Raw genomic sequence first — 18,487 nt, forward strand, 5'->3', positions numbered from 1 at the left:
ACACTCTTTAATCAAGCAAACTGGATATTCTAGCTTTTTAAAAGATTAATATTTTCTTGCTTTTTGCAACTGGCTTTCTTTGCCTTCAAACGCCGTTTGAACATCTGAGCTTTCAGATACGGCTGCTACTCCTACATGCCACCAAGAATCGTAGCCGTCCGTCATTGTTTTTGGAAGAACTTTAATGTCAATCAGTGTACTAACACTTTGTTTTTTTGAATCTTCAATGGCATATTCAAGCTCTTCCATTGTATACACTTCGTATGTTTTGGCACCGTACGCAGCTGCAGATTGAGCAAAGTTGATGCGCATAATATCTCCATCAAGCTGCCCCGTCCGCGGGTTACGAACGCGGAACTCTGTGCCGAAGCTTTCAATTCCATTATCCATCTGCAAGTTGTTGATGCAGCCAAAGCCGGAATTATCAAAAAGAACAATATTTATTTTAACTCCTTCTTGAATGCTCGTTACCAGCTCACTATGAAGCATTAAGTAGCTTCCGTCTCCTACCATCGCATAAACTTCTTTATCCGGCTCAGCCATCTTAGCGCCCAAAGCAGATGCAATTTCATAGCCCATACATGAATATCCGTATTCAAGGTGATACGTATTACGTTCATTTGAAATCCACATGCGCTGAAGGTCACCCGGGAGGCTTCCCGCTGCACATGTAATAATAGAATCAGGTGCAATTAGTTCATTTACTTTACCAAGCACAGTCGTTTGGACAAGTTCGGTGCTTAGGCTATCTTTATACTCCGACAGGCTGTGATCAAAATGCCCTTTAATTTCTGGAATAAATTCTTCGCCTGTGTATGCAATATTTTTTAGACGAGTCAGCTCTTGATTCCACTCTGATTTGGCTTCTTCAATTTCAGTTTCATAGCCTGATTTATAGCCTTCTAATGCAGACGAAAGAGCTTCAAGACCCACTTTGGCATCCGCGACAATTTTAGTAGCCTCCAATTTTGATGCGTGAAATTCAGAAATGTTAATGGTTAATACATCCGTCTCAGCGTAAAACAGCTTTGAAGAAGTCGTAAAATCTGTAAAACGTGTACCCACGCCAATAATTAAATCCGCTGATTGCGCTATTTTATTAGCAGCGCTGTTACCCGTTACGCCAACTCCTCCTAGATTTAAAGGATGATTGCTTTCAAGCCCGCTTTTTCCAGCTTGCGTTTCACTAAATGGAATATGAAACTTTTCAGCAAATGCAGCAAATGCATCCGCAGCCTCTGAATAACGAACGCCGCCGCCAAAAATAAGAAGAGGCTTTTTCTTTGATTTAATCAGCTTCACTGCATTTCTGATACTTTCTTGCGAAGGCTCGCGGCGTTCAATAAGATGGGTACGCTCGCGGAAGAAGCTTTCTGGAAAATCCCACGCTTCCCCTTGTACATCCTGCGGCAGCGCGATTGTAACGGCTCCTGTATCTGCCGGATCTGTTAATACACGCATCGCATTGATCATAGCCGACATCAGCTGTTCTGGACGGCTGACTCGATCCCAGTACTTGCTGACAGACCGGAAAGCGTCATTTGTAGAAAGAGATAAATCGTGCGTTTGTTCAATTTGTTGAAGTACCGGGTCCGGCTGGCGAGTGGCAAACACATCGCTTGGCAAAAGCAGCACCGGAATATTGTTTGCAGTAGCTGTCGCAGCCGATGTAACCATATTCGCTGAGCCTGGACCAACGGAAGAAGAGCAGGCCATGATTTGCTTTCGATGTTTTTGTTTTGCAAAAGCTACCGCAGCATGAGCCATCCCCTGCTCGTTTCTGCCTTGATACACTTCAAGCTCGCCTGGGTTTTCTTGCAGCGCTTGCCCGATCCCCACCACATTTCCATGTCCAAAAATGGTGAATACTCCTTTAATGAAACGCTCTTTTTTTCCATCAAACTCTACATATTGCTGATTTAGAAATTTTACTAAAGCTTGACTAGTTGTTAACCTTATCGTTTTCATATACCTTCCTACCTTATCTTCTGAAATTAATCACCATCAGATTGATTTTTCTACCCTTTTTTCACATTTTTAAATGAAATCGATTTCATTTTGTGTAATAAATGAGGTTCTATCCTTTTACTTCCTAGCTCTTTCCTTTGTTTCAGCTGCTATTTAGCGATGAGACAAATACTTTCAGCCCCTGCACTTTTTAACGTTTAAAGATGGAGAAAAGCTCGAAAATTCATCATAAATTCCACTTTCAAATGAAATCGATTTCATTTGGTCTTAAAAAAATATTTTTCAAACCCCATCCTTAACTTTCCCATCATTTTTCCATACTCTGTCTTACCTGTAAAACCAATTTTATTATACATGTAGCTTCGTTTGATGAAATCGATTTCATCTTATTTTAAAAGCGCTTTCTTATCTATGAACCTAGTTTATAATATTCAGTTTACTTTGTAAACACTTTTTTAAAAATTTTGTTAGTTTATCTTTTTGTTTACTGTAATCGCTTTCTAGAGGAGCGATTGCAGTAAACAAAAAAGAAAAGGCATACTTCTTTTGTATGCCTAATAGCACTTAGTCTAAGCGTATGTATAATCACTTAAAAACATTTATTCTTCCGCAAGGACAAATGTAATCTCATTTTCTTTTGCATAGTGCTGATAGCTGACGTCCACTTTATCTGTAATTAAATAATCCACTTCATGCAACTGACAATACGTAATCATTGCATACTTATCAAATTTTGTATGATCTGCTAATAAAAACACTTTTGTACTTCTTTTTATAACGGTTTCTTTAATTTCACTTTCAACGGGCGATGAATTGGTAACCCCATTTGATATGGAAATACCCGTAGAAGCCATAAATACTTTATCAAAGTTGTAGTTCTTTACAGGATTGGCATGGTTAAAACTTGAAAATGATTGAGTTTCACGTTCAAGGTAGCCGCCAGTAGAAATTACTTTTAACGCATCAAAAGGCAAGGCTTTTACTATAACATCTAAACTATTGGTAACAATCGTGATCGATTTGTCTTTTAGAAATTCAATCATTTCTAACGTAGTGGTTCCTGAATCAATAAAGATCACGTCTCCGTCTTCTACATACTGAGCTGCCGTTTTGGCAATCAAACGCTTTTGAAACTGATTTCTTGTTTGTCTTTCATTAAATGATTCAAGCTTCACATGGTTAACAGCTACGCCGCCATATACTTTTTTTATATGCCCTTCATCCACTAACTTTTGAACGTCGCGTCGAATCGTGTTTTTGGAGACTTCAAACACTGAAACCAAATCATCTAATGAGACAGATTCATGTTCAAAAACATACTCTTGAATTTGTTGAATTCGCTTCGTTTTTAACATTTCTACCTCCCCCGTTTACCTTTCTTTTCGCTTTTTTGTTACTTACTATTATAACCTTTACAAAAGGCATTTTCTAGAAGTGTAACCGCTAAAACAAAGAGAGATTGAGACATGACTACATCAATTCCAGCTAAAGGCAAACAAGTTAGATACATAAGCTAGTAGGGATCGTTTGTTACACCGCTGTTGATTTCCGTGCAAGGCTTCGCATTCCGCAGGAGTCTTCTCCTTGCCCTCCAATCATCAGCTAGAAGCAACTCAATGGATTAAAACCCTACCATAGAAAAAATCCGAACGAGCTGGATTTTCTATCAAGAATCTCCATTCATCGTTCGGATCTTGCTTCAACTGTAATGCTTTTATTCCAGCCTCTTTTTTATTAAGCTTTATGACTTGTATGAAACTCTCTCATTTTCTCTTTTACAGTCGCCATCACCGCTTTTTTTCCCGGTGTAAGAATGGTTCGGGGATCATACACGTCACTGTCCCTTTCCAACGTGTGACGAACCGCACGCGTCCAGGCCTGAAGGCACTCGGTGTTCACATTAATTTTCGCGTGTCCAAGAGCTATTGCTTTTTGAATTTGATAGTTTGGTATACCGGAACCGCCGTGTAAAACCAGCGGTACATCTGTTAAGTCAGCTATTTCCTTCATTTCATCAAAGCCCAGCTGCGGTTCACCTTGGTACTGTCCGTGAACTGATCCTAAAGCGGCCGCCAAAGCATCGACTCCCGTTTCTTTTACAAGACGCAGACATTCAGCGGGATCAGCGTACACGATGTTGCCAATAAGCCCGTCTTCCATGCCTCCGACTGTTCCAACTTCAGCTTCAACGGAGACATACTGAGCAGCAGCATAGTCTACTACTTGCTTAGTCATGGAAATATTTTCATCAATTGGGTAATGAGAACCGTCAAACATGACCGAGCTAAATCCAGCGTCGATAGCTTTTTTACATCTTTCTACACTCATACCGTGATCTAAGTGAAGCGCAACAGGAACGGTAATATTCATTTCCTCTAACAAGCCTTCCATCATGCCTACAATGGTTTTAAATCCGCCTAAATAGTCCACAAGCCTGTCTGAAACGGCGGCAATGACAGGGGCTTTTTCCTCTTCGGCAGCTTGTAAAATAGCCTGTGCCCACTGCAGGCTGTTAATATTATACTGACCAACCGCATAGTTTCCTTTTTTAGCTGCTTGAAGCATATCTTTCATTGATACTAGTTTTGAAGATACTAACGTCACGGACTGACACTCCTTATCATGAATATGATTTTGTTGTTTGAAAGCTGTAGTATTCCGAGATAGCCTTAATGGTTGTCTCTTTAGCCGTCTTAATTGCTTCTTCCGCGTTTAATTGATAATATTCAGGTCGGAATAGCTCTACAGATACCGCATCATTATAGCCTTTTTCTTTTAATGTTGAGAAAATAGCATCTAAATTAATTGCTCCTAGACCTGGCCATACTCGGTCTTCGTCTGTTAAGAAGCCAATAGGAAAATCTTCCGTGTCATCAATATGAACGATAAATATTTTAGAAATATCCGCTTGTTTTAAGTCTTCTAGTTTTGATCCCATCGCATGGAAGTGGAAGCAGTCAAGTACTAATCCTACGTTATCTCGGTTCAAAGTTTGAACAATGTCATACGCTTGACCAAACGTATTAACCGTACACTGAGGATGACCTACAAACTCAACGGCGATTTTAACTCCGTAAGGTTCAGCCAATTCCGATAATTCATTCAGCACTTGTACGCAGCTATTTTTAATCTCTGCTTTTACGATTTTTTGTTCTGTTACTAAAGGAACGGCTACGATATAGGGAGCGCCTATCTTTTGAGCAGTTTCTAGCATACTCTTAAACTCTTCTATCACTTCCTGGTACTCTTTTTCACTGCGGTTATTAAAGAAAACTAAAGCGTTCAGCGCTAGTGGTTTAATATGATTTGTATTAAAAAACTGCGCTAAATTATCCATTGAGTGACTTTCTAAATACTCAGGGAGTTTATCCATTGTGCGAATTTCGATATAATCATATCCGTGCTTGTTGCAATATTCAAGGTCCTTTACAAGATTTGAATTTTCTAATGTTGTTGCTTCGTTAAAACATAGTTTCATAATGATTCTCTCCATTCTTTACTTAGATAATTTTATTGTCATTCATAACATCAGCGTCTTCATTATCATAGCTGCGGAACCTTTGTTCCAGTTCTTCAAGTGTAAGCCCTTTTGTTTCCGGCAAAAACTTTTTAACAAATAAAATCGCTCCGATGCCGAGTACAACAAAGACAAAAAACGTAGTGGATAAGCCAATGCTGGCCAATAAAACAGGAAACGTTAAACCTACAAGGAAGTTAATTCCCCACAGACAAAATACGGTAACACCCATCCCTAAGCCTCTTAATCGTAAAGGGAAAATTTCTGAAAGCATTAGCCACGTTACCGGAGATATAGCTCCTTGTTGAAACGCGAGAAACGTAATCGTTAGTGCTAATACGATATATGGAAGTGCCGCAGACCCTTCAAATACAAGAGAAAATATACCAATCAGCAGCAGGGCAGTAGTCGTCCCTACCAATCCTGTTATAAGCATTGGTCTGCGTCCAACTTTACCTAGCAGCCAAATTCCTACAAACGTGGCTAAAACGGAGATGACTCCATTTCCGATATTTCCAATAAGAGCAGCTTCTGTTTGAAAACCTGCGTCTTTTAAAATTTCAGTGCCGTAATACATAATGGAGTTTACGCCGGTAATTTGCTGTACAACAGCAATTCCAATACCAAGGAAAACGACTCTTCGAACCCACGGAGTTGTTAAGTCTTTAAACGTTGCTTTTTCCATTTTTGCTTCTTGCTCGTAAGCGCTCTCAATCTCTTGCAGCTCTGATTTGGCTCTTTTACTTTCCCGTATCTTTTGAAGAACCGTTAGCGCTTCGTTATTTTTCCCTTTTGACACAAGCCAGCGTGGACTTTCTGGTACTCTAAGCATGCCAAAGAATAAAAAGACAGCTGGAATGGCAGCGATTGGCAGCATATATCGCCAAACGTGAGGGTTTTCTCCTAGCATATTTCCGATAATCGCGTTAAACGTAAAGGCAAGAAGTTGACCAGTAACAATCATAAGTTCATTTTGAGTTACCATTTTCCCCCGGCTTTCAGCTGGTGACATTTCTGCTAAATATGTCGGTACGGTAACAGATGCGCCCCCTACAGCAAGTCCTAATAGAAAACGGCAAAGAATCATAACGGCTGCGTTTGGCGAAATTGTACATCCGATTGTGGAAACAAAAAATAGAATGGCAAGATACAGAATCGTTTTACGACGCCCGTTATAATCTGCTAGCCTGCCGCCTACTACCGCACCAAACGCAGCACCAAATAACAGAGCGCTCGTTACAAGACCTTGAGTAAAAGAGTTGAGATTCAATTGATCAGATTCAGACATATAAGGCAGGGCCCCGTTAATAACTCCTGTATCATATCCAAAAAGCAGTCCACCAAACGTAGAAACTAAAATGATCGTACGTAAAAATGAATGTTGATTTCCCTGTTTACCCATGCTAATTCCCCCGTCTTATTTTAAGAATGAATAACTAACTTTTCGTTAATGTACTTTCGGGCCATTAAAGCATATTCCAATGGATGTGCGATGGAAGGGTCCTGTTCCGCCTCCACTACAATCCATCCTTTGTAATTGTAATCAACTAACGCTTTATACACATTTGTAAAATCTACACACCCATCACCCGGCACGGTAAACATACCGGCTAGAAACGACTGTAAAAATGACTTTCCTTCTTTTTTGCACTGCTCCAGCACGTTTCTTCTTGCATCTTTAAAGTGAACGTGTTTAATACGATCTATATGTTTATGTAATAGCTCCATATAGTCTCCGTCAGAAACGTAAATATGTCCCGTATCATATAAAAGATGAACATGATTTGCATCCGTTCCTTCCATTAACCGATCAATTTCAGCTAATGTTTGTACACCTGTTCCCATATGGTGATGATAGACAAGACGTAAACCGTATTCTGCTGCGATTTTTCCCAGCTCATTTAATCCTGCACATAAAGCTTCCCATTCTTCATCACTGAAATAAGGTTTTTCAGCGAAAACATTTCTTTCAATCCCTTGAACACTGTAAGTTTGCTCAGATACGACCGCCACATCAGCATGTACTTCCTGCAGATACTGACAATGTTTGTGAAATAAATTTGACGTCTCCTCTATCCCATCACGAATGATAAAACTGCTAAACCATTGACCTGCAATTCTTAAATTCCGCAGCTCAAGCTCTTTGTTTAATATGCTTGGTTCAGGAAAAAAACCTCCCACTTCCGTTCCTTGAAAGCCCGCTACGACGATATCGCTTAACAGATGCTGCAATGTGTTTTCTGCACCAATTTCAGGAATATCATCATTTCTCCACCCGATTGGAGCAATTCCCCACAGAATATTTTCTTTTCCCATTTTGATTCCTCTTTTCCCCTTATTGTGTAATGCTGCCTCACTAGCAACAGATAGTGATAAAACTTACCAATCTTATAACTTTACAAATGAAATCGATTTCATTTGTAAATAAAAAAACTCATTTGTTATGTGTTGGTTAAATATTGGTTAAGTTTGAATTAATATTAATATTAAAAACGCTTTCAGTCAATAATAAAATTTCAGAATTTTTTATACACTGCAACTGCCTAAAAGCTTGTTCCTTCTAAAAATGCTAGTTATAAAAGATATCATATCCACTTATGTAACCACACAAAAAGCTTTACCTACTGTTACTTCAACAATAGACAAAGCTTTTATGAGCAAAGATATATTTCTTATTTTAATAGTATGATTATTTAGTATGAATTTATGGAATAGATTTATAAAAAAATAACCTGCATCTTTTTAGAATCAGTTTCCTTTTACTTTTATAATTGCTTCTCCGTAGCTTGTCATTGACGTTTTAAATTCAGTTATGAACTTCTCTACTTTTGAAATAGATTTTTTCATTTTATCGTCCCCTTTGGCTCTTATATAGCTCTATTATCAACAATTGTCTGCTGTTTGACAAAGTCAGTGGAAACGGAAACATTCGGCATGAAAACGTACACATATCTGTTAAAAGAGGCAAATCTTCTCATTTGCTTAGTATTTCATCATTTTTCTTTCTTTTTTAGGGTCTCTTCTTACGTGTTTTGCTCATCCAACAAAAGGATTTAAGAGAACTCTCCTTTAAAATCGGCTTTACACTTCATTCACATTCCCTCGTACTAACAACAGGATCACTATGTGCATTAACAGTAGGCTTATCCTTTCTTCCCTTTCCACTTTTTATCCAAATTACCTCTTGCCTTAAAGTTAACTTTAACGTTTAAGCTAGTTTTATAGTTTTTAAAATACAAAAAAGGGGAAACACTATGCTAATTAAAAGAATGAAGGTGCAACTTTCCGGTGGACTTCTAGCTAGACATACAGCTTTGTTTGTACGCGAAGCGTGTTCGTTTCAAAGTGATATTTTTCTTTCAAAAGATGGAAAATGTGTAAGTGGAAAAAGCATCATGAAGGTAATGGCTTTAGCTGTTAAGAAAGGAGATGAAATAACACTGCTGACAAATGGAGTTGATGAACAAGCTGCCGCTTGCACCCTTGAAGAATTTCTTTTAACTAAACAAAGATAGAAAGCTGCCATGCTATTCCTTCCTTTCCTTTTTTCATAAAGTCATAGAAAGAAATTTTTTTCAAAAAGGTCTTGCTTTAAAGTCGACTTTAACGTTTAAGCTAGTATTGTAGTTTTTAAATACATCAAGCGTAGTCAGTGAATGCGAGTGTATTAGCAACTGGTTATGTTTAATATGAAAGGATTGTGTTTTTACTTATGTGTAATAATCATCAACATACAACAACATCACGTGTTTTAAGTGCGCCGCACGCAAAGGCAAAATTCGAGAACACGACAATTGAACGCAGAGAACTGCGAGCAGACGACGTTTTAATTGATATTAAGTTTAGCGGTATTTGTCACTCTGATATTCATAGTGCATTTGATGAGTGGGGCGGCGGGATGTTCCCGATGGTTCCTGGTCACGAAATCGCAGGAGTAGTTGAAGCAGTTGGCGAAAACGTAACAAAATACAAGGTGGGCGATCGCGTAGGCGTTGGATGTTTCGTTGACTCTTGCGGAGAGTGCGAGTACTGTGTGAACGGGGACGAGCAATACTGTACAAAAGGCGTTGTTCAAACGTATAATTCATTAGATTACGACGGAAACCGTACATACGGCGGCTACAGCCAAAAAATCGTCGTAAAAGAAGGATTCGTTGTTCGTATTCCTGATAATTTAAGTATGGATGCAGCAAGTCCTCTTCTATGTGCAGGGATTACAACATTTTCTCCGTTAAAGCACTGGAATGCTGGTCCTGGCAAAAAAGTGGCGATCGTGGGAATGGGCGGCCTTGGACATGTAGCGATTCAATTTGCACATGCAATGGGTGCTGAAGTGACGGTATTGAGCCGTTCTAACAATAAAAAAGAAGAAGCGCTAAGCTTTGGTGCAGATCATTATTTTGCAACAAGTGATGAGACAACATTTACTGAATTAGCGGGTCGCTTTGACCTTATCTTAAACACGGTATCGGCTAATCTGAACGTGGATCAATACTTATCATTACTTCGCGTAGATGGAACGCTTGTTAACGTTGGCGCACCGGCTAACCCAGACCAGTACAGCGTATTCTCACTTATCATGGCACGTCGCAGCATTGCTGGTTCACTTGTAGGCGGCATTCGTGAAACACAAGAAATGCTTGATTTTGCGGCTGAACACGGCGTCGCTCCTATGATTGAAGTTATCGATGCTAAGCAAGTAGATGAAGCGTACGAGCGCGTTCTTCGCAGCGACGTTCGCTATCGATTTGTTATTGACATTTCTACACTGTAAGTTGTAAAAAAAAGCAGGCAGCTAATTCTATTAGCTGCCCGCTTTTTATTTCTTTATAAAATACGAAAAACAACCGGTAAATTAGGCTTTAAATGAAAGCTCTTCTTGATACTTTTGTTCTAATTTATCATAGTAGTCAATTTTCGTTTCCACTTTTCTAAAAGCTGCGTCCAGCTCTCTTTGCTTTTCCATCATCTTTTCTCTATGTTTTTCAAATATCTCCTTGCGCAAACCGATTGTATCATCGCCTTCTTGTGTTAATTCAACAATTTTACGTAATTCTAAAAGAGCGATGTCCGTTTTTCGTAAGCAAATAATAAATTCCAGCCACTCGATATCGGACTCGCTAAAAATACGATTTCCGTTTTCATCTCTTTTTATAAAAGGCAAAAGCCCTTGCTGCTCGTAGTATCGAAGCGTATGCGTAGGCAGCCCTACCTTTGCAGCGGCCTCTTTAATATGATATTCCATTCCACTATACCCTCCATCGCCATTCTTAGTGCGGCGTTTGCTTTATGTATCTAAGCTTCCCTTTTCACAGGTGCTTTCAACTCATCTTCTAGGTTTCTACTATACGATATATATAATAGATTCCGCTATTTTCTTTGCTATGAGGTAATTGTATAAATAATATTATAAACATTAAAGTAAACGTTAAGGCAACTTATAAAGAGCTGCCGTGAAATCAGCAGCTCTTTTCATTTTTATATAAAGAATACTATCTAATCTGCGGCCATCACTTTACTTAGTTCATTTAATAAATAATCAAGGGTTTGACTGATTCGAACTGTATTACGGCTTGTAAGACCTTCTGTAAGTCCTAACATAACCATATGCTCTCTTGCTGTTTCGATTTCTGTCATTAAGACTTGCATGACAACTCCTTTATACCACTTCACAGCTCATCACCCCTTTTACTATACATATATCTCATATGCGGTAATCTTAAACCTATCATACAGGTTTTTGGGGGTGAATAGCGAGTTTTAGAGCTTCAACAGTTTTATTTTTCATATAGTAAATATATTAATATACTTATTGAAATAGAAAGTATCACTCCACTTTCTACTAGAAGTTAAGAAAAGGCCTCCTGAATGGAGGTCTTTTCTTATTTCTTATAAAGCAGTCTAATACAAAGCCTTAGCCTTTAAAATATTCTCTGTAATACGAACCTTTCTCACATTCTATCTCATAGCGCAGCCTCGTTTGCTTTCTGTAAAGCTCTTCGGACAGCTCGTTAAATTCACCTTCTGTGATAGATCCATGAATTAAATTGTTGAATAAATTATTAATATGTTCAGTTAATTCTTGAAGTTTTTTTTCTTTCAATGAACGTCACCCTTTAAAATAATTTTCATCTACTAAAATTATATCAAATAAAACGTTTTCATACGATACTTTTTTAATGAATTATCGTATTAAAGTGATGAAATTATTTTTTAACTGCTGTAAAACAATTTAATATCTGGTATAAATAGTTAATTACATGATTTTCAGCAAAAAAATAAGTGGCTAAAGACCACAGACAAAAAGGCAAATGGTATCAACCGTTTTGAAAAAAGCATAGGATGAAAAGAAAAATTAAACGAGAAAAGGAGAATGAGTATGCACTATACACCTTATTATCATCAGTGGCAGCCTCCCGTGTACTACAGCTGGCAGCCATATAGTTATTATGTGCCGAACCACTATCACACCAACGAACATTTTGAGCAAAGAAACGGTAAATTAAAGGACTATGGACAAAGACCATTTGTGATTAACATTAATGAAGCGTCAAAACAAAACAATACGTACCGCACTGCTTTATGGACGGGAACACATTTACAAGTGACGTTAATGAGTCTAAAGCCCGGTGAAGATATCGGGTTAGAAATTCACCCTAACGTTGATCAATTCCTGCGTATTGAACAAGGGCAAGGCGTTGTTCAAATGGGCAAAAGTAAAAACAACCTAACCTTTAAACGAAAAGTCTACGATGATGATGCGATATTTATCCCTGCCGGAACATGGCATGATGTCACCAATATCGGTACCACTCCGCTAAAACTTTATTCCATCTACGCTCCTCCAAACCATCCATTCGGTACGGTTCATGTGACAAAAGCAAATGCCTTAGCTGAAGAACATTAACTAACATAAGCTTGCTAGAAAATCGGTGTACTACCTTTTCTAGCGGGCTTTTTTTAAACTTGCTATACATACAGGATTTTATAGCCAAGGAAAGAATTATAGAATAAACGAATCTTTTTAAACAGCTTAAAATAACTGAAAGGCAAACAGGCGATGAAATTATTTTATAAAATTCCCAAATTAAACGTAAACCCTTCTCTGAAACTAGCAAGAAAAATTCTATATATATCTGTAGAAGCAGTCATTATGACCATGCTTGTGATTAAATCTTTTACTGTGGCCTATGAAAACGACACAAATTTAATTCTCAGGCAGCTAAATGAACTAAAAGCTTCGATTGGCGGATTTGGCATAAACGAATCGTTATTTTGGTTTATAATAAAATGCAGTATTTGTACCATCGCTATATTCGATATGTGCTTATACTTTCGAAAAAAGCTAAAAAGAAACAAAAGAGCTTTATGATTTATACGCTAAAGCTTTTACATTGGACCGCTGTTAATTTCCGTGCAAGGCTTCGCTTTCCGCGGGTGGTCGATGAGCCTCCTCGTCGCTTGCACTCCTGCGGGGTCTCACCTGTTTCGCTTTTCCCGCAGGAGTCTTCGCCTTGCCCTCCAATCAACCGCTAGAAGCATTTAAACACATGAAACCTACATTCAGCATACCAATAAAAAACCGAACAAGTTGGATTCACAATCAAGAATCAAACTCGTTCGGATCTTCCTTTAGCAAAAATACTTTTGCCCCAGCCTCATTTTTAATAGAAAAATAATAAAAGTAGAGGCATATCACGCCTCTACTTTCTGTTTAGAAATCTACATCGATATCTTCTTGAATGGTTCCGGTCACTTTTTCACTTTTAATTAATTGACCTTCTTTAAATGTTTCTTCTTCCTCATTTTTAACGGGTTTCAGCTGCTTATAGGAAGGAGCTGACGCAGAGCCAAGCTCTTTTTTAAGCAAATGAATTTCGCCTAACAGTTCGGTTCTCAATGAATGAATTAACGATTGAAACTCTTCTTCCCGGCTGTCTTTCTGCCCGTTTTGTTCCACAAGCTTCGCTACATAATCCTGAAGTTCTTTTGCCTGTGAGGACTCATACTCCTCACGATTTGCAGCAAGACGTGAATTCATTTCTTGTTTTAGCAAGTCAATTTCGCCCAACAGCTCTTTTCGAAGTGAATGAACGAGCGTCTCGACTTCATTTTCTTTGCTCTTTTTTTGCAAGTCTTGCTGTATGAGTCTCACTATATAGTCCTGCAGCTCGTTTGCCTGCTGTTTTTCTTTCAGAAATGAAGACACTTCTGACGGAATGTTAGAAGTTTCGATTGTTAAATTTGCACGTTCATCTCTATTACTTGCGGTCTTTTCCCTTGCTCCCATCATATCTGCTGATAGATTGCCAGCTGTCAGAAACGCATTTGATAGTAAGTAAAACGGTGCCGCCACTTGGGAACTTAGCTGACCGTACCAATCGTCTAGTGCTTCTTTAAGGCGCGTGTGTTGATGGCTCATATATGCTCCCCCTTTTTAAGCATGAACCGCTGCGTTTGTTTCATGTCTGCTTAAAATTTCAAGACCGTATAAGTTTAATTTGCGTGTCTCCGGCAAGAAAAGGTGATTTTCTTCTCTGATTTCTTCCCCGTACATGTTATCAATCTTCTCTGCAATAAACTGTTGAAGGATAGGAGCCAGTCCTCCAATATAAATATATTTATAGACTTTATCTTTTGGCGATGGAAATAGATTTTCAACTTTCGTTAATAAAATTTGCGTGTATTCTCTAAGCGAAGCGTGAATAGGCTCCGTGAGATCGACTTTTTTCCCGCTGTTGCCGTCTCTTTGCTCCATTTTTGCTTTATGGATATTGGCAATAATAAATTCTTCTAATGAACGAACATCATCAAAATACTCAAGCAGCTTTTCATTTCTTAGCTTTTCAATATGCTTCAAATATGAAATATCCGTAAGACACTTCAGTGAGTTTCTGCTTTTAGGAGCTTGAAGTCCTGCAGGAAGCAGTGCCAGGTCAACCGTGCCTCCGCCCAAATCTACAATTAGTGTTTCAAAATGTTTGAATGCATTTGCTTCTTCTCTATCTTGTAATTCAAAATCTTTTTTGATCGCCCAGCGAGCCACTTCGCTTTCAATACGGCATTTGCTCGTTTCAATGTTCACAGTGAGCGTTTTTTCTAATCCAGGAGTCAATACCGTAACCGTGTGCTCTCCTTGAAAACGTTCGGCCATCTTCTGCTGCATTTCACTGAATTTATTTGTTTTCTTAAGCAGCCAAATCGGAAGCATAGTCGAGAAATAATTAATCGTCACATGATTATCCTCTTTGTCTTTTCCTTTAAGTATGTTGTAATAAGCAATTGAAGCTAAAAACATTACATAAGGAATATCAGATTCAGTTTTATTATGTAACTTATTAATATGGATATTGCCTAGCACGTGTTTCTCTGCTGCGTCTCCTACTAAATAATACTTTTCTACTCCTTCGATTGTTGTAGAAATCAGTAAATTTTGAAGAAGTAATTCCGGTTCATTTACACTTGAAGGAAAATGACCCTCTGCTTGATCTTTTGTGATTTCTACTACGTTTGTAGGAATTTCATAGTAATAACCATCCACTAGCGTTTGAAAAATTGAGTTACCAAAATCAACGTTTTGACGTTTGATATCCATCCTTGTTTCTCCCCTTTATCTTTTCGTGACAACACTAATAAGTATATATTTTCCTCATTTGTTTGTCTAAGTATTTAAATAATTTATGTTATTCTAAATTGACAATTAATTAATTTTAGACGGCTAATGTAATTGAAAAGCAATTGAAATGCTTCTTTTTACCAGTACCCATTTTTACAGGGAATGTAACATGTGACGCTGTGACTTCCCCTTAATTTTTTTGCAATATAAGCCATTCAATCACCAGCTAGAAGCAGCCATATACATGAAACCTACGTTCACCCTAACAACAAAAAAACCCGAACCATCAATCAGATTAATAGTTCGGATTTAACATCAACTAAAATATTTTTTCCAGCCTCTCGGCTTTTTTATTTATTAATAACGCCATTTGTCTTTTTTTCTTTGCGGATTTTCTAGCAGTTTACTAAAGCCTATTTCTTCAAGGCCTTTTTCTAACGTCGCTTTTGTTTTAATTGTTCCAAAATCCACGCCTAAATCCACAACGGTTTGCGCGATTTCCGGACGTATTCCGGTAATCATCGTTTTAGTGCCGATAAGCTGTAAGGCTTTTACAATTTGAAAAATATTGTCCGCTACCATCGTATCGACGATAAGAACACCGGAAATATCAAATATTAAATAACTCAGCTGCAGCTGAGCGCTTTTTTCTAAAGCCGTTTCCATAATAAGCTGCGAACGATGCGTATCAATTTGTCCAACGATTGGCATCACAGCGATTCCTTCAGAAAGAGGAACGATGGGAACTGATAATTCTTCTAGCGCTGCATAAGCGCGTTTTATGGTTTCCGTATTATGTTCTTCGTAGATTTCAACAAATATATGATTAAGCTCATCAAGCATCGGATCAATTTTTTTACTTACATCAAGCATCGTAATAGGAGCAAACTGCTTCTGCTGCAGCTCTTCTGTAAAAACACCCCATATCACTGTTCGAAACAGCGTAAGTGATTTTAACGTTTGACTCAAAGAAAGTCCGTTTTCCACAGCCACTTTTCCTATATCTGTACCCCACTGAACGATTTTCTTTAAAACGACCGAGCGCTCCTCGAATAACGACGCGCCTAAATACTCAATGAGTTCTGCTCTCCATTTTAAAACTTCGCTTTTTTCGTGGTAAACCAGCTTCCGCTTATATTCTGAGTCCATCAGATCAGAAAATTGTATCGCTAATTCCTGTTTATTATCGATAATTTTCTTCCCTATATATAACAACTCATCCCTCATTTTTTTCTTTATCTCCTTTAGTTAGCAGAATTAACGATTACATTTTATAACAATAGTTATATCACATATAATATAAAAATATAACCGAAATAAAAAAATTGTTAGGCCCTCCCTATTTACTTTTACCCCTATTCTTCTAATCGGTATACCTACCATAAAATGATTGAAATTTCAGCGTTTGGGTAAAAAACTACTATGAATTTATTTCTATACTTATAAGGGGGCTTTTTCAATGAGCAAACATAAAGGAACCGTTAAATCGTTCAACGAATCAAAAGGATCTGGATTTATTACACCCGAAGAGGGATCAAAAGAAGTGTTCGTTCACTCCAACGCGATCGACCGTGAGGAATATAAAAACCTGGCAGAGGGACAAAAAGTAGAGTTTGAAATTCATAAAGGAGCTAAAGGACCCAGCGCTATAAAAGTACATCCAGTTGACTGATAGAGTGGTTATTCATGTAGTATTGATTACCAAATATAAAGTTGCTGGAAGATTTCCCTATCAATCTTTTTGAACAAAAAACACCTCTTAGACTTTTTCCTAAGAGGTGTTCATTTATATTATTTCTATTAATGTCGGCCGGTCTGCGCTTGGGCAATAACCTTTCCGTCTGAACTATAAACAAATACAACGGCTAAGGAATTGTACGGGTCTTTATCCCATAATTGACTTGTATAACATGACGTCTCCCCTTTGTTTACCATGCCGTTGCCACCGGAACTGTTACAGAATGTTCTAGCATTAGAGGAACTCGAAGACCCTTCATATCTGTACGTTCCGACGTTTGCATACCCGTTGTAAGGGGAGTTATTATAAAATTTTACATATCCCCATGCTGTATGGCAATAAGCGCTTCCTTTTAACTGCACATAACCGATTTTTACACCGCTTTTATAAATATACTTCGTTTCATAAGTGATGGGACTTTTGCTTGCACATCCTGTTGTGTATGGATTTGAACCATCATACGATAATGCAGATGCCTTACCCGTAGGTCCAACGCCAAGAAATAAACCAAAAATCAGGAAAAAGAGAACTCCGATATTAAAGACTTTCTTCATCAAAAACCATCCTCCTTTATTTCGTTGACAAACACAACTATCATTTTATTTTAATTTTCAGAATTTTACATCAAACTATACTACTGTTACATCATAATAAATAGCCGTGTTTTTCTGGAGGAATATGGTTTAAGCTAGTTATTTTTGCTGATAAGGCCTGCCATCCTGATGAGCTATATAACAGATTACTTTCTATTGGGCCCGCAACATAAAGCATGAGAATATAAACAGGCACAACAAACAAAAAAGCGCGTTTTGAAAAAGAGAATTCAAAATGCGCTTTTGCTATTTTATACGGTTAATCTTTTCGTGTTGGACAAAATGTTTACTACTAATCTGCTGCTGAAGCTATCTTGCTTAAAAGTACACTTTTTCTCAGCTATCACTATCCGCATGCGTCGAAACTTGCCAAGTTACTCCGAATTTGTCTGTTACTTGTCCATATAACGGGCTCCAAAAAGTTTCTTGAAGCGGCATGATTACTTCGCCGCCTTCTTGAAGCTTTGCGAATATTTCTTTCGATTTTTCCGCATGATTTACCGTGATAGCTAAAGTAACTTGTGATCCAAGCTGATAAGGCTGACCCGGAAGCGTATCAGAAAACATCAGGTCAGTATTGCCAACTTTTAAATGTGCATTTAATATACGGTCTTTGGCTTCTGCTGGAATAGGAGACTCTGGGTTTTGGGGCATTTCCCCAAAAGTTTGAACACTAATCACTTTTGCATCTAACGCATTCTTATAAACTCTAACTGCTTCTTGACCATCACCATTCAAAACTAAATAAGGATGGATTCCTAAAATCATACTGAGCACCTCTTTTTATATTTTGTGTTACTATTTCCTTTCTATTTATACAACAACTTTATTTCTGTATCCTGCTCTATCCGACAAAACAATTTCTAAAATGATGCGTTTTATTTTTGCTTAACATCCCAGGAAGTTTATGATATCCATAACAAACTAACTCTTGAGTATTTTCTCAAATAAAAAGCTACCTCGCTCCAATGCCAATGAAATGGTATGCTCCCCTTATAGTAGACAAATAAAAGAAAGCAACCTATTCTGTCTACTATGGAGGGGATTTTTTATGG

The 18,487-nt window shown here is 38.0% G+C and carries 18 protein-coding genes; 4 read left to right on the forward strand and 14 right to left on the reverse strand.

The genetic code is table 11. The annotated features are described in order from the left end of the window. Positions 1-45: 45 nt before the first annotated feature. From iolD to iolE, 6 genes are all read right to left on the reverse strand, one after another. Positions 46-1,968: a 3D-(3,5/4)-trihydroxycyclohexane-1,2-dione acylhydrolase (decyclizing) gene (gene iolD, locus SB717_RS24810; protein ID WP_074679650.1), complete on the reverse strand. Its 1,923-nt coding sequence runs from the start codon at positions 1,966-1,968 to the stop codon at positions 46-48. A 599-nt stretch (positions 1,969-2,567) separates the two neighbouring features. Then, on the reverse strand, positions 2,568-3,323 hold the full coding sequence (locus SB717_RS24815) for a DeoR/GlpR family DNA-binding transcription regulator (protein WP_013084173.1): 756 nt from the start codon (positions 3,321-3,323) through the stop codon (positions 2,568-2,570). Between the two features lie 379 nt (positions 3,324-3,702). Beyond that, the gene (fba, locus tag SB717_RS24820; protein WP_095379114.1) at positions 3,703-4,542 is read right to left on the reverse strand and encodes a class II fructose-1,6-bisphosphate aldolase; all 840 of its coding nucleotides are present in this window, start codon (positions 4,540-4,542) and stop codon (positions 3,703-3,705) included. 46 nt (positions 4,543-4,588) lie between these two features. Beyond that, positions 4,589-5,446 (reverse strand): 2-keto-myo-inositol isomerase, encoded by an 858-nt coding sequence (iolI, locus tag SB717_RS24825; RefSeq protein ID WP_410905076.1) that lies wholly within the window; start codon positions 5,444-5,446, stop codon positions 4,589-4,591. 22 nt (positions 5,447-5,468) lie between these two features. Continuing rightward, the gene (locus SB717_RS24830; protein WP_045290907.1) at positions 5,469-6,887 is read right to left on the reverse strand and encodes a sugar porter family MFS transporter; all 1,419 of its coding nucleotides are present in this window, start codon (positions 6,885-6,887) and stop codon (positions 5,469-5,471) included. 20 nt (positions 6,888-6,907) lie between these two features. After that, positions 6,908-7,801, reverse strand: a complete 894-nt coding sequence (iolE, locus tag SB717_RS24835) for a myo-inosose-2 dehydratase (RefSeq protein WP_410905078.1) — start codon at positions 7,799-7,801, stop codon at positions 6,908-6,910. 938 nt (positions 7,802-8,739) lie between these two features. On the opposite strand from iolE, the gene SB717_RS24840 reads away from it, so the two are divergent. Together SB717_RS24840 and SB717_RS24845 are read left to right on the forward strand one after the other, a co-directional pair. Further along, complete coding sequence (locus tag SB717_RS24840) at positions 8,740-9,000, forward strand: HPr family phosphocarrier protein (protein ID WP_410905080.1); 261 nt, start codon at positions 8,740-8,742, stop codon at positions 8,998-9,000. A gap of 197 nt (positions 9,001-9,197) precedes the next feature. After that, positions 9,198-10,259, forward strand: coding sequence for an NAD(P)-dependent alcohol dehydrogenase (locus SB717_RS24845; protein ID WP_410905082.1), 1,062 nt, complete (start codon positions 9,198-9,200; stop codon positions 10,257-10,259). 81 nt (positions 10,260-10,340) lie between these two features. Here SB717_RS24845 and SB717_RS24850 read toward each other — a convergent pair whose 3' ends face one another. The 3 genes from SB717_RS24850 to SB717_RS24860 all read right to left on the reverse strand — a co-directional run bounded on the left by SB717_RS24850 (position 10,341) and on the right by SB717_RS24860 (position 11,588). After that, positions 10,341-10,730, reverse strand: a complete 390-nt coding sequence (locus tag SB717_RS24850) for a MerR family transcriptional regulator (RefSeq protein ID WP_410905084.1) — start codon at positions 10,728-10,730, stop codon at positions 10,341-10,343. A 251-nt stretch (positions 10,731-10,981) separates the two neighbouring features. Then, on the reverse strand, positions 10,982-11,158 hold the full coding sequence (locus tag SB717_RS24855; RefSeq protein WP_223260221.1) for an aspartyl-phosphate phosphatase Spo0E family protein: 177 nt from the start codon (positions 11,156-11,158) through the stop codon (positions 10,982-10,984). Between the two features lie 241 nt (positions 11,159-11,399). Continuing rightward, positions 11,400-11,588 (reverse strand): hypothetical protein, encoded by a 189-nt coding sequence (locus tag SB717_RS24860; RefSeq protein ID WP_410905086.1) that lies wholly within the window; start codon positions 11,586-11,588, stop codon positions 11,400-11,402. A 276-nt stretch (positions 11,589-11,864) separates the two neighbouring features. Here SB717_RS24860 and SB717_RS24865 point away from each other — a divergent pair, with 276 nt between their 5' ends. After that, positions 11,865-12,392, forward strand: coding sequence for a cupin domain-containing protein (locus SB717_RS24865; protein ID WP_410905088.1), 528 nt, complete (start codon positions 11,865-11,867; stop codon positions 12,390-12,392). An 807-nt stretch (positions 12,393-13,199) separates the two neighbouring features. Here SB717_RS24865 and SB717_RS24870 read toward each other — a convergent pair. The 3 genes from SB717_RS24870 to SB717_RS24880 all read right to left on the reverse strand — a co-directional run bounded on the left by SB717_RS24870 (position 13,200) and on the right by SB717_RS24880 (position 16,328). Beyond that, positions 13,200-13,907, reverse strand: a complete 708-nt coding sequence (locus tag SB717_RS24870; protein WP_410905090.1) for a hypothetical protein — start codon at positions 13,905-13,907, stop codon at positions 13,200-13,202. A 15-nt stretch (positions 13,908-13,922) separates the two neighbouring features. Continuing rightward, entirely contained in the window at positions 13,923-15,080 is a 1,158-nt protein-coding gene (locus SB717_RS24875; RefSeq protein WP_410905092.1) for an Alp7A family actin-like protein, read from the reverse strand. Between the two features lie 378 nt (positions 15,081-15,458). Next, the gene (locus SB717_RS24880; protein ID WP_410905094.1) at positions 15,459-16,328 is read right to left on the reverse strand and encodes an STAS domain-containing protein; all 870 of its coding nucleotides are present in this window, start codon (positions 16,326-16,328) and stop codon (positions 15,459-15,461) included. Positions 16,329-16,560: 232 nt separating this feature from the next. On the opposite strand from SB717_RS24880, the gene SB717_RS24885 reads away from it, so the two are divergent. Beyond that, positions 16,561-16,773: a cold-shock protein gene (locus SB717_RS24885; RefSeq protein ID WP_410905096.1), complete on the forward strand. Its 213-nt coding sequence runs from the start codon at positions 16,561-16,563 to the stop codon at positions 16,771-16,773. Positions 16,774-16,901: 128 nt separating this feature from the next. Here SB717_RS24885 and SB717_RS24890 read toward each other — a convergent pair whose 3' ends face one another. Continuing rightward, a complete protein-coding gene (locus SB717_RS24890) occupies positions 16,902-17,393 on the reverse strand; it encodes a DUF2690 domain-containing protein (RefSeq protein WP_013084188.1) in 492 nt (163 codons plus the stop codon). A gap of 375 nt (positions 17,394-17,768) precedes the next feature. Then, positions 17,769-18,200, reverse strand: a complete 432-nt coding sequence (locus SB717_RS24895) for a VOC family protein (RefSeq protein ID WP_410905098.1) — start codon at positions 18,198-18,200, stop codon at positions 17,769-17,771. Between the last annotated feature and the right edge of the window lie 287 nt (positions 18,201-18,487).

Source organism: Priestia sp. SIMBA_032, from assembly GCF_046535215.1.
Lineage (GTDB): Bacteria > Bacillota > Bacilli > Bacillales > Bacillaceae_H > Priestia > Priestia aryabhattai.

What these genes read in the sequence shown, in the direction of transcription:
- iolD (WP_074679650.1), bottom strand. Translation starts at nt 1,968, where the DNA reads ATGAAAACGATAAGGTTAACAACTAGTCAAGCTTTAGTAAAATTTCTA.
- SB717_RS24815 (WP_013084173.1), bottom strand. Translation starts at nt 3,323, where the DNA reads ATGTTAAAAACGAAGCGAATTCAACAAATTCAAGAGTATGTTTTTGAA.
- fba (WP_095379114.1), bottom strand. Translation starts at nt 4,542, where the DNA reads ATGAAAGATATGCTTCAAGCAGCTAAAAAAGGAAACTATGCGGTTGGT.
- iolI (WP_410905076.1), bottom strand. Translation starts at nt 5,446, where the DNA reads ATGAAACTATGTTTTAACGAAGCAACAACATTAGAAAATTCAAATCTT.
- SB717_RS24830 (WP_045290907.1), bottom strand. Translation starts at nt 6,887, where the DNA reads ATGGGTAAACAGGGAAATCAACATTCATTTTTACGTACGATCATTTTA.
- iolE (WP_410905078.1), bottom strand. Translation starts at nt 7,801, where the DNA reads ATGGGAAAAGAAAATATTCTGTGGGGAATTGCTCCAATCGGGTGGAGA.
- SB717_RS24840 (WP_410905080.1), top strand. Translation starts at nt 8,740, where the DNA reads ATGCTAATTAAAAGAATGAAGGTGCAACTTTCCGGTGGACTTCTAGCT.
- SB717_RS24845 (WP_410905082.1), top strand. Translation starts at nt 9,198, where the DNA reads ATGTGTAATAATCATCAACATACAACAACATCACGTGTTTTAAGTGCG.
- SB717_RS24850 (WP_410905084.1), bottom strand. Translation starts at nt 10,730, where the DNA reads ATGGAATATCATATTAAAGAGGCCGCTGCAAAGGTAGGGCTGCCTACG.
- SB717_RS24865 (WP_410905088.1), top strand. Translation starts at nt 11,865, where the DNA reads ATGCACTATACACCTTATTATCATCAGTGGCAGCCTCCCGTGTACTAC.
- SB717_RS24870 (WP_410905090.1), bottom strand. Translation starts at nt 13,907, where the DNA reads ATGAGCCATCAACACACGCGCCTTAAAGAAGCACTAGACGATTGGTAC.
- SB717_RS24875 (WP_410905092.1), bottom strand. Translation starts at nt 15,080, where the DNA reads ATGGATATCAAACGTCAAAACGTTGATTTTGGTAACTCAATTTTTCAA.
- SB717_RS24880 (WP_410905094.1), bottom strand. Translation starts at nt 16,328, where the DNA reads ATGAGGGATGAGTTGTTATATATAGGGAAGAAAATTATCGATAATAAA.
- SB717_RS24885 (WP_410905096.1), top strand. Translation starts at nt 16,561, where the DNA reads ATGAGCAAACATAAAGGAACCGTTAAATCGTTCAACGAATCAAAAGGA.
- SB717_RS24890 (WP_013084188.1), bottom strand. Translation starts at nt 17,393, where the DNA reads ATGAAGAAAGTCTTTAATATCGGAGTTCTCTTTTTCCTGATTTTTGGT.
- SB717_RS24895 (WP_410905098.1), bottom strand. Translation starts at nt 18,200, where the DNA reads ATGATTTTAGGAATCCATCCTTATTTAGTTTTGAATGGTGATGGTCAA.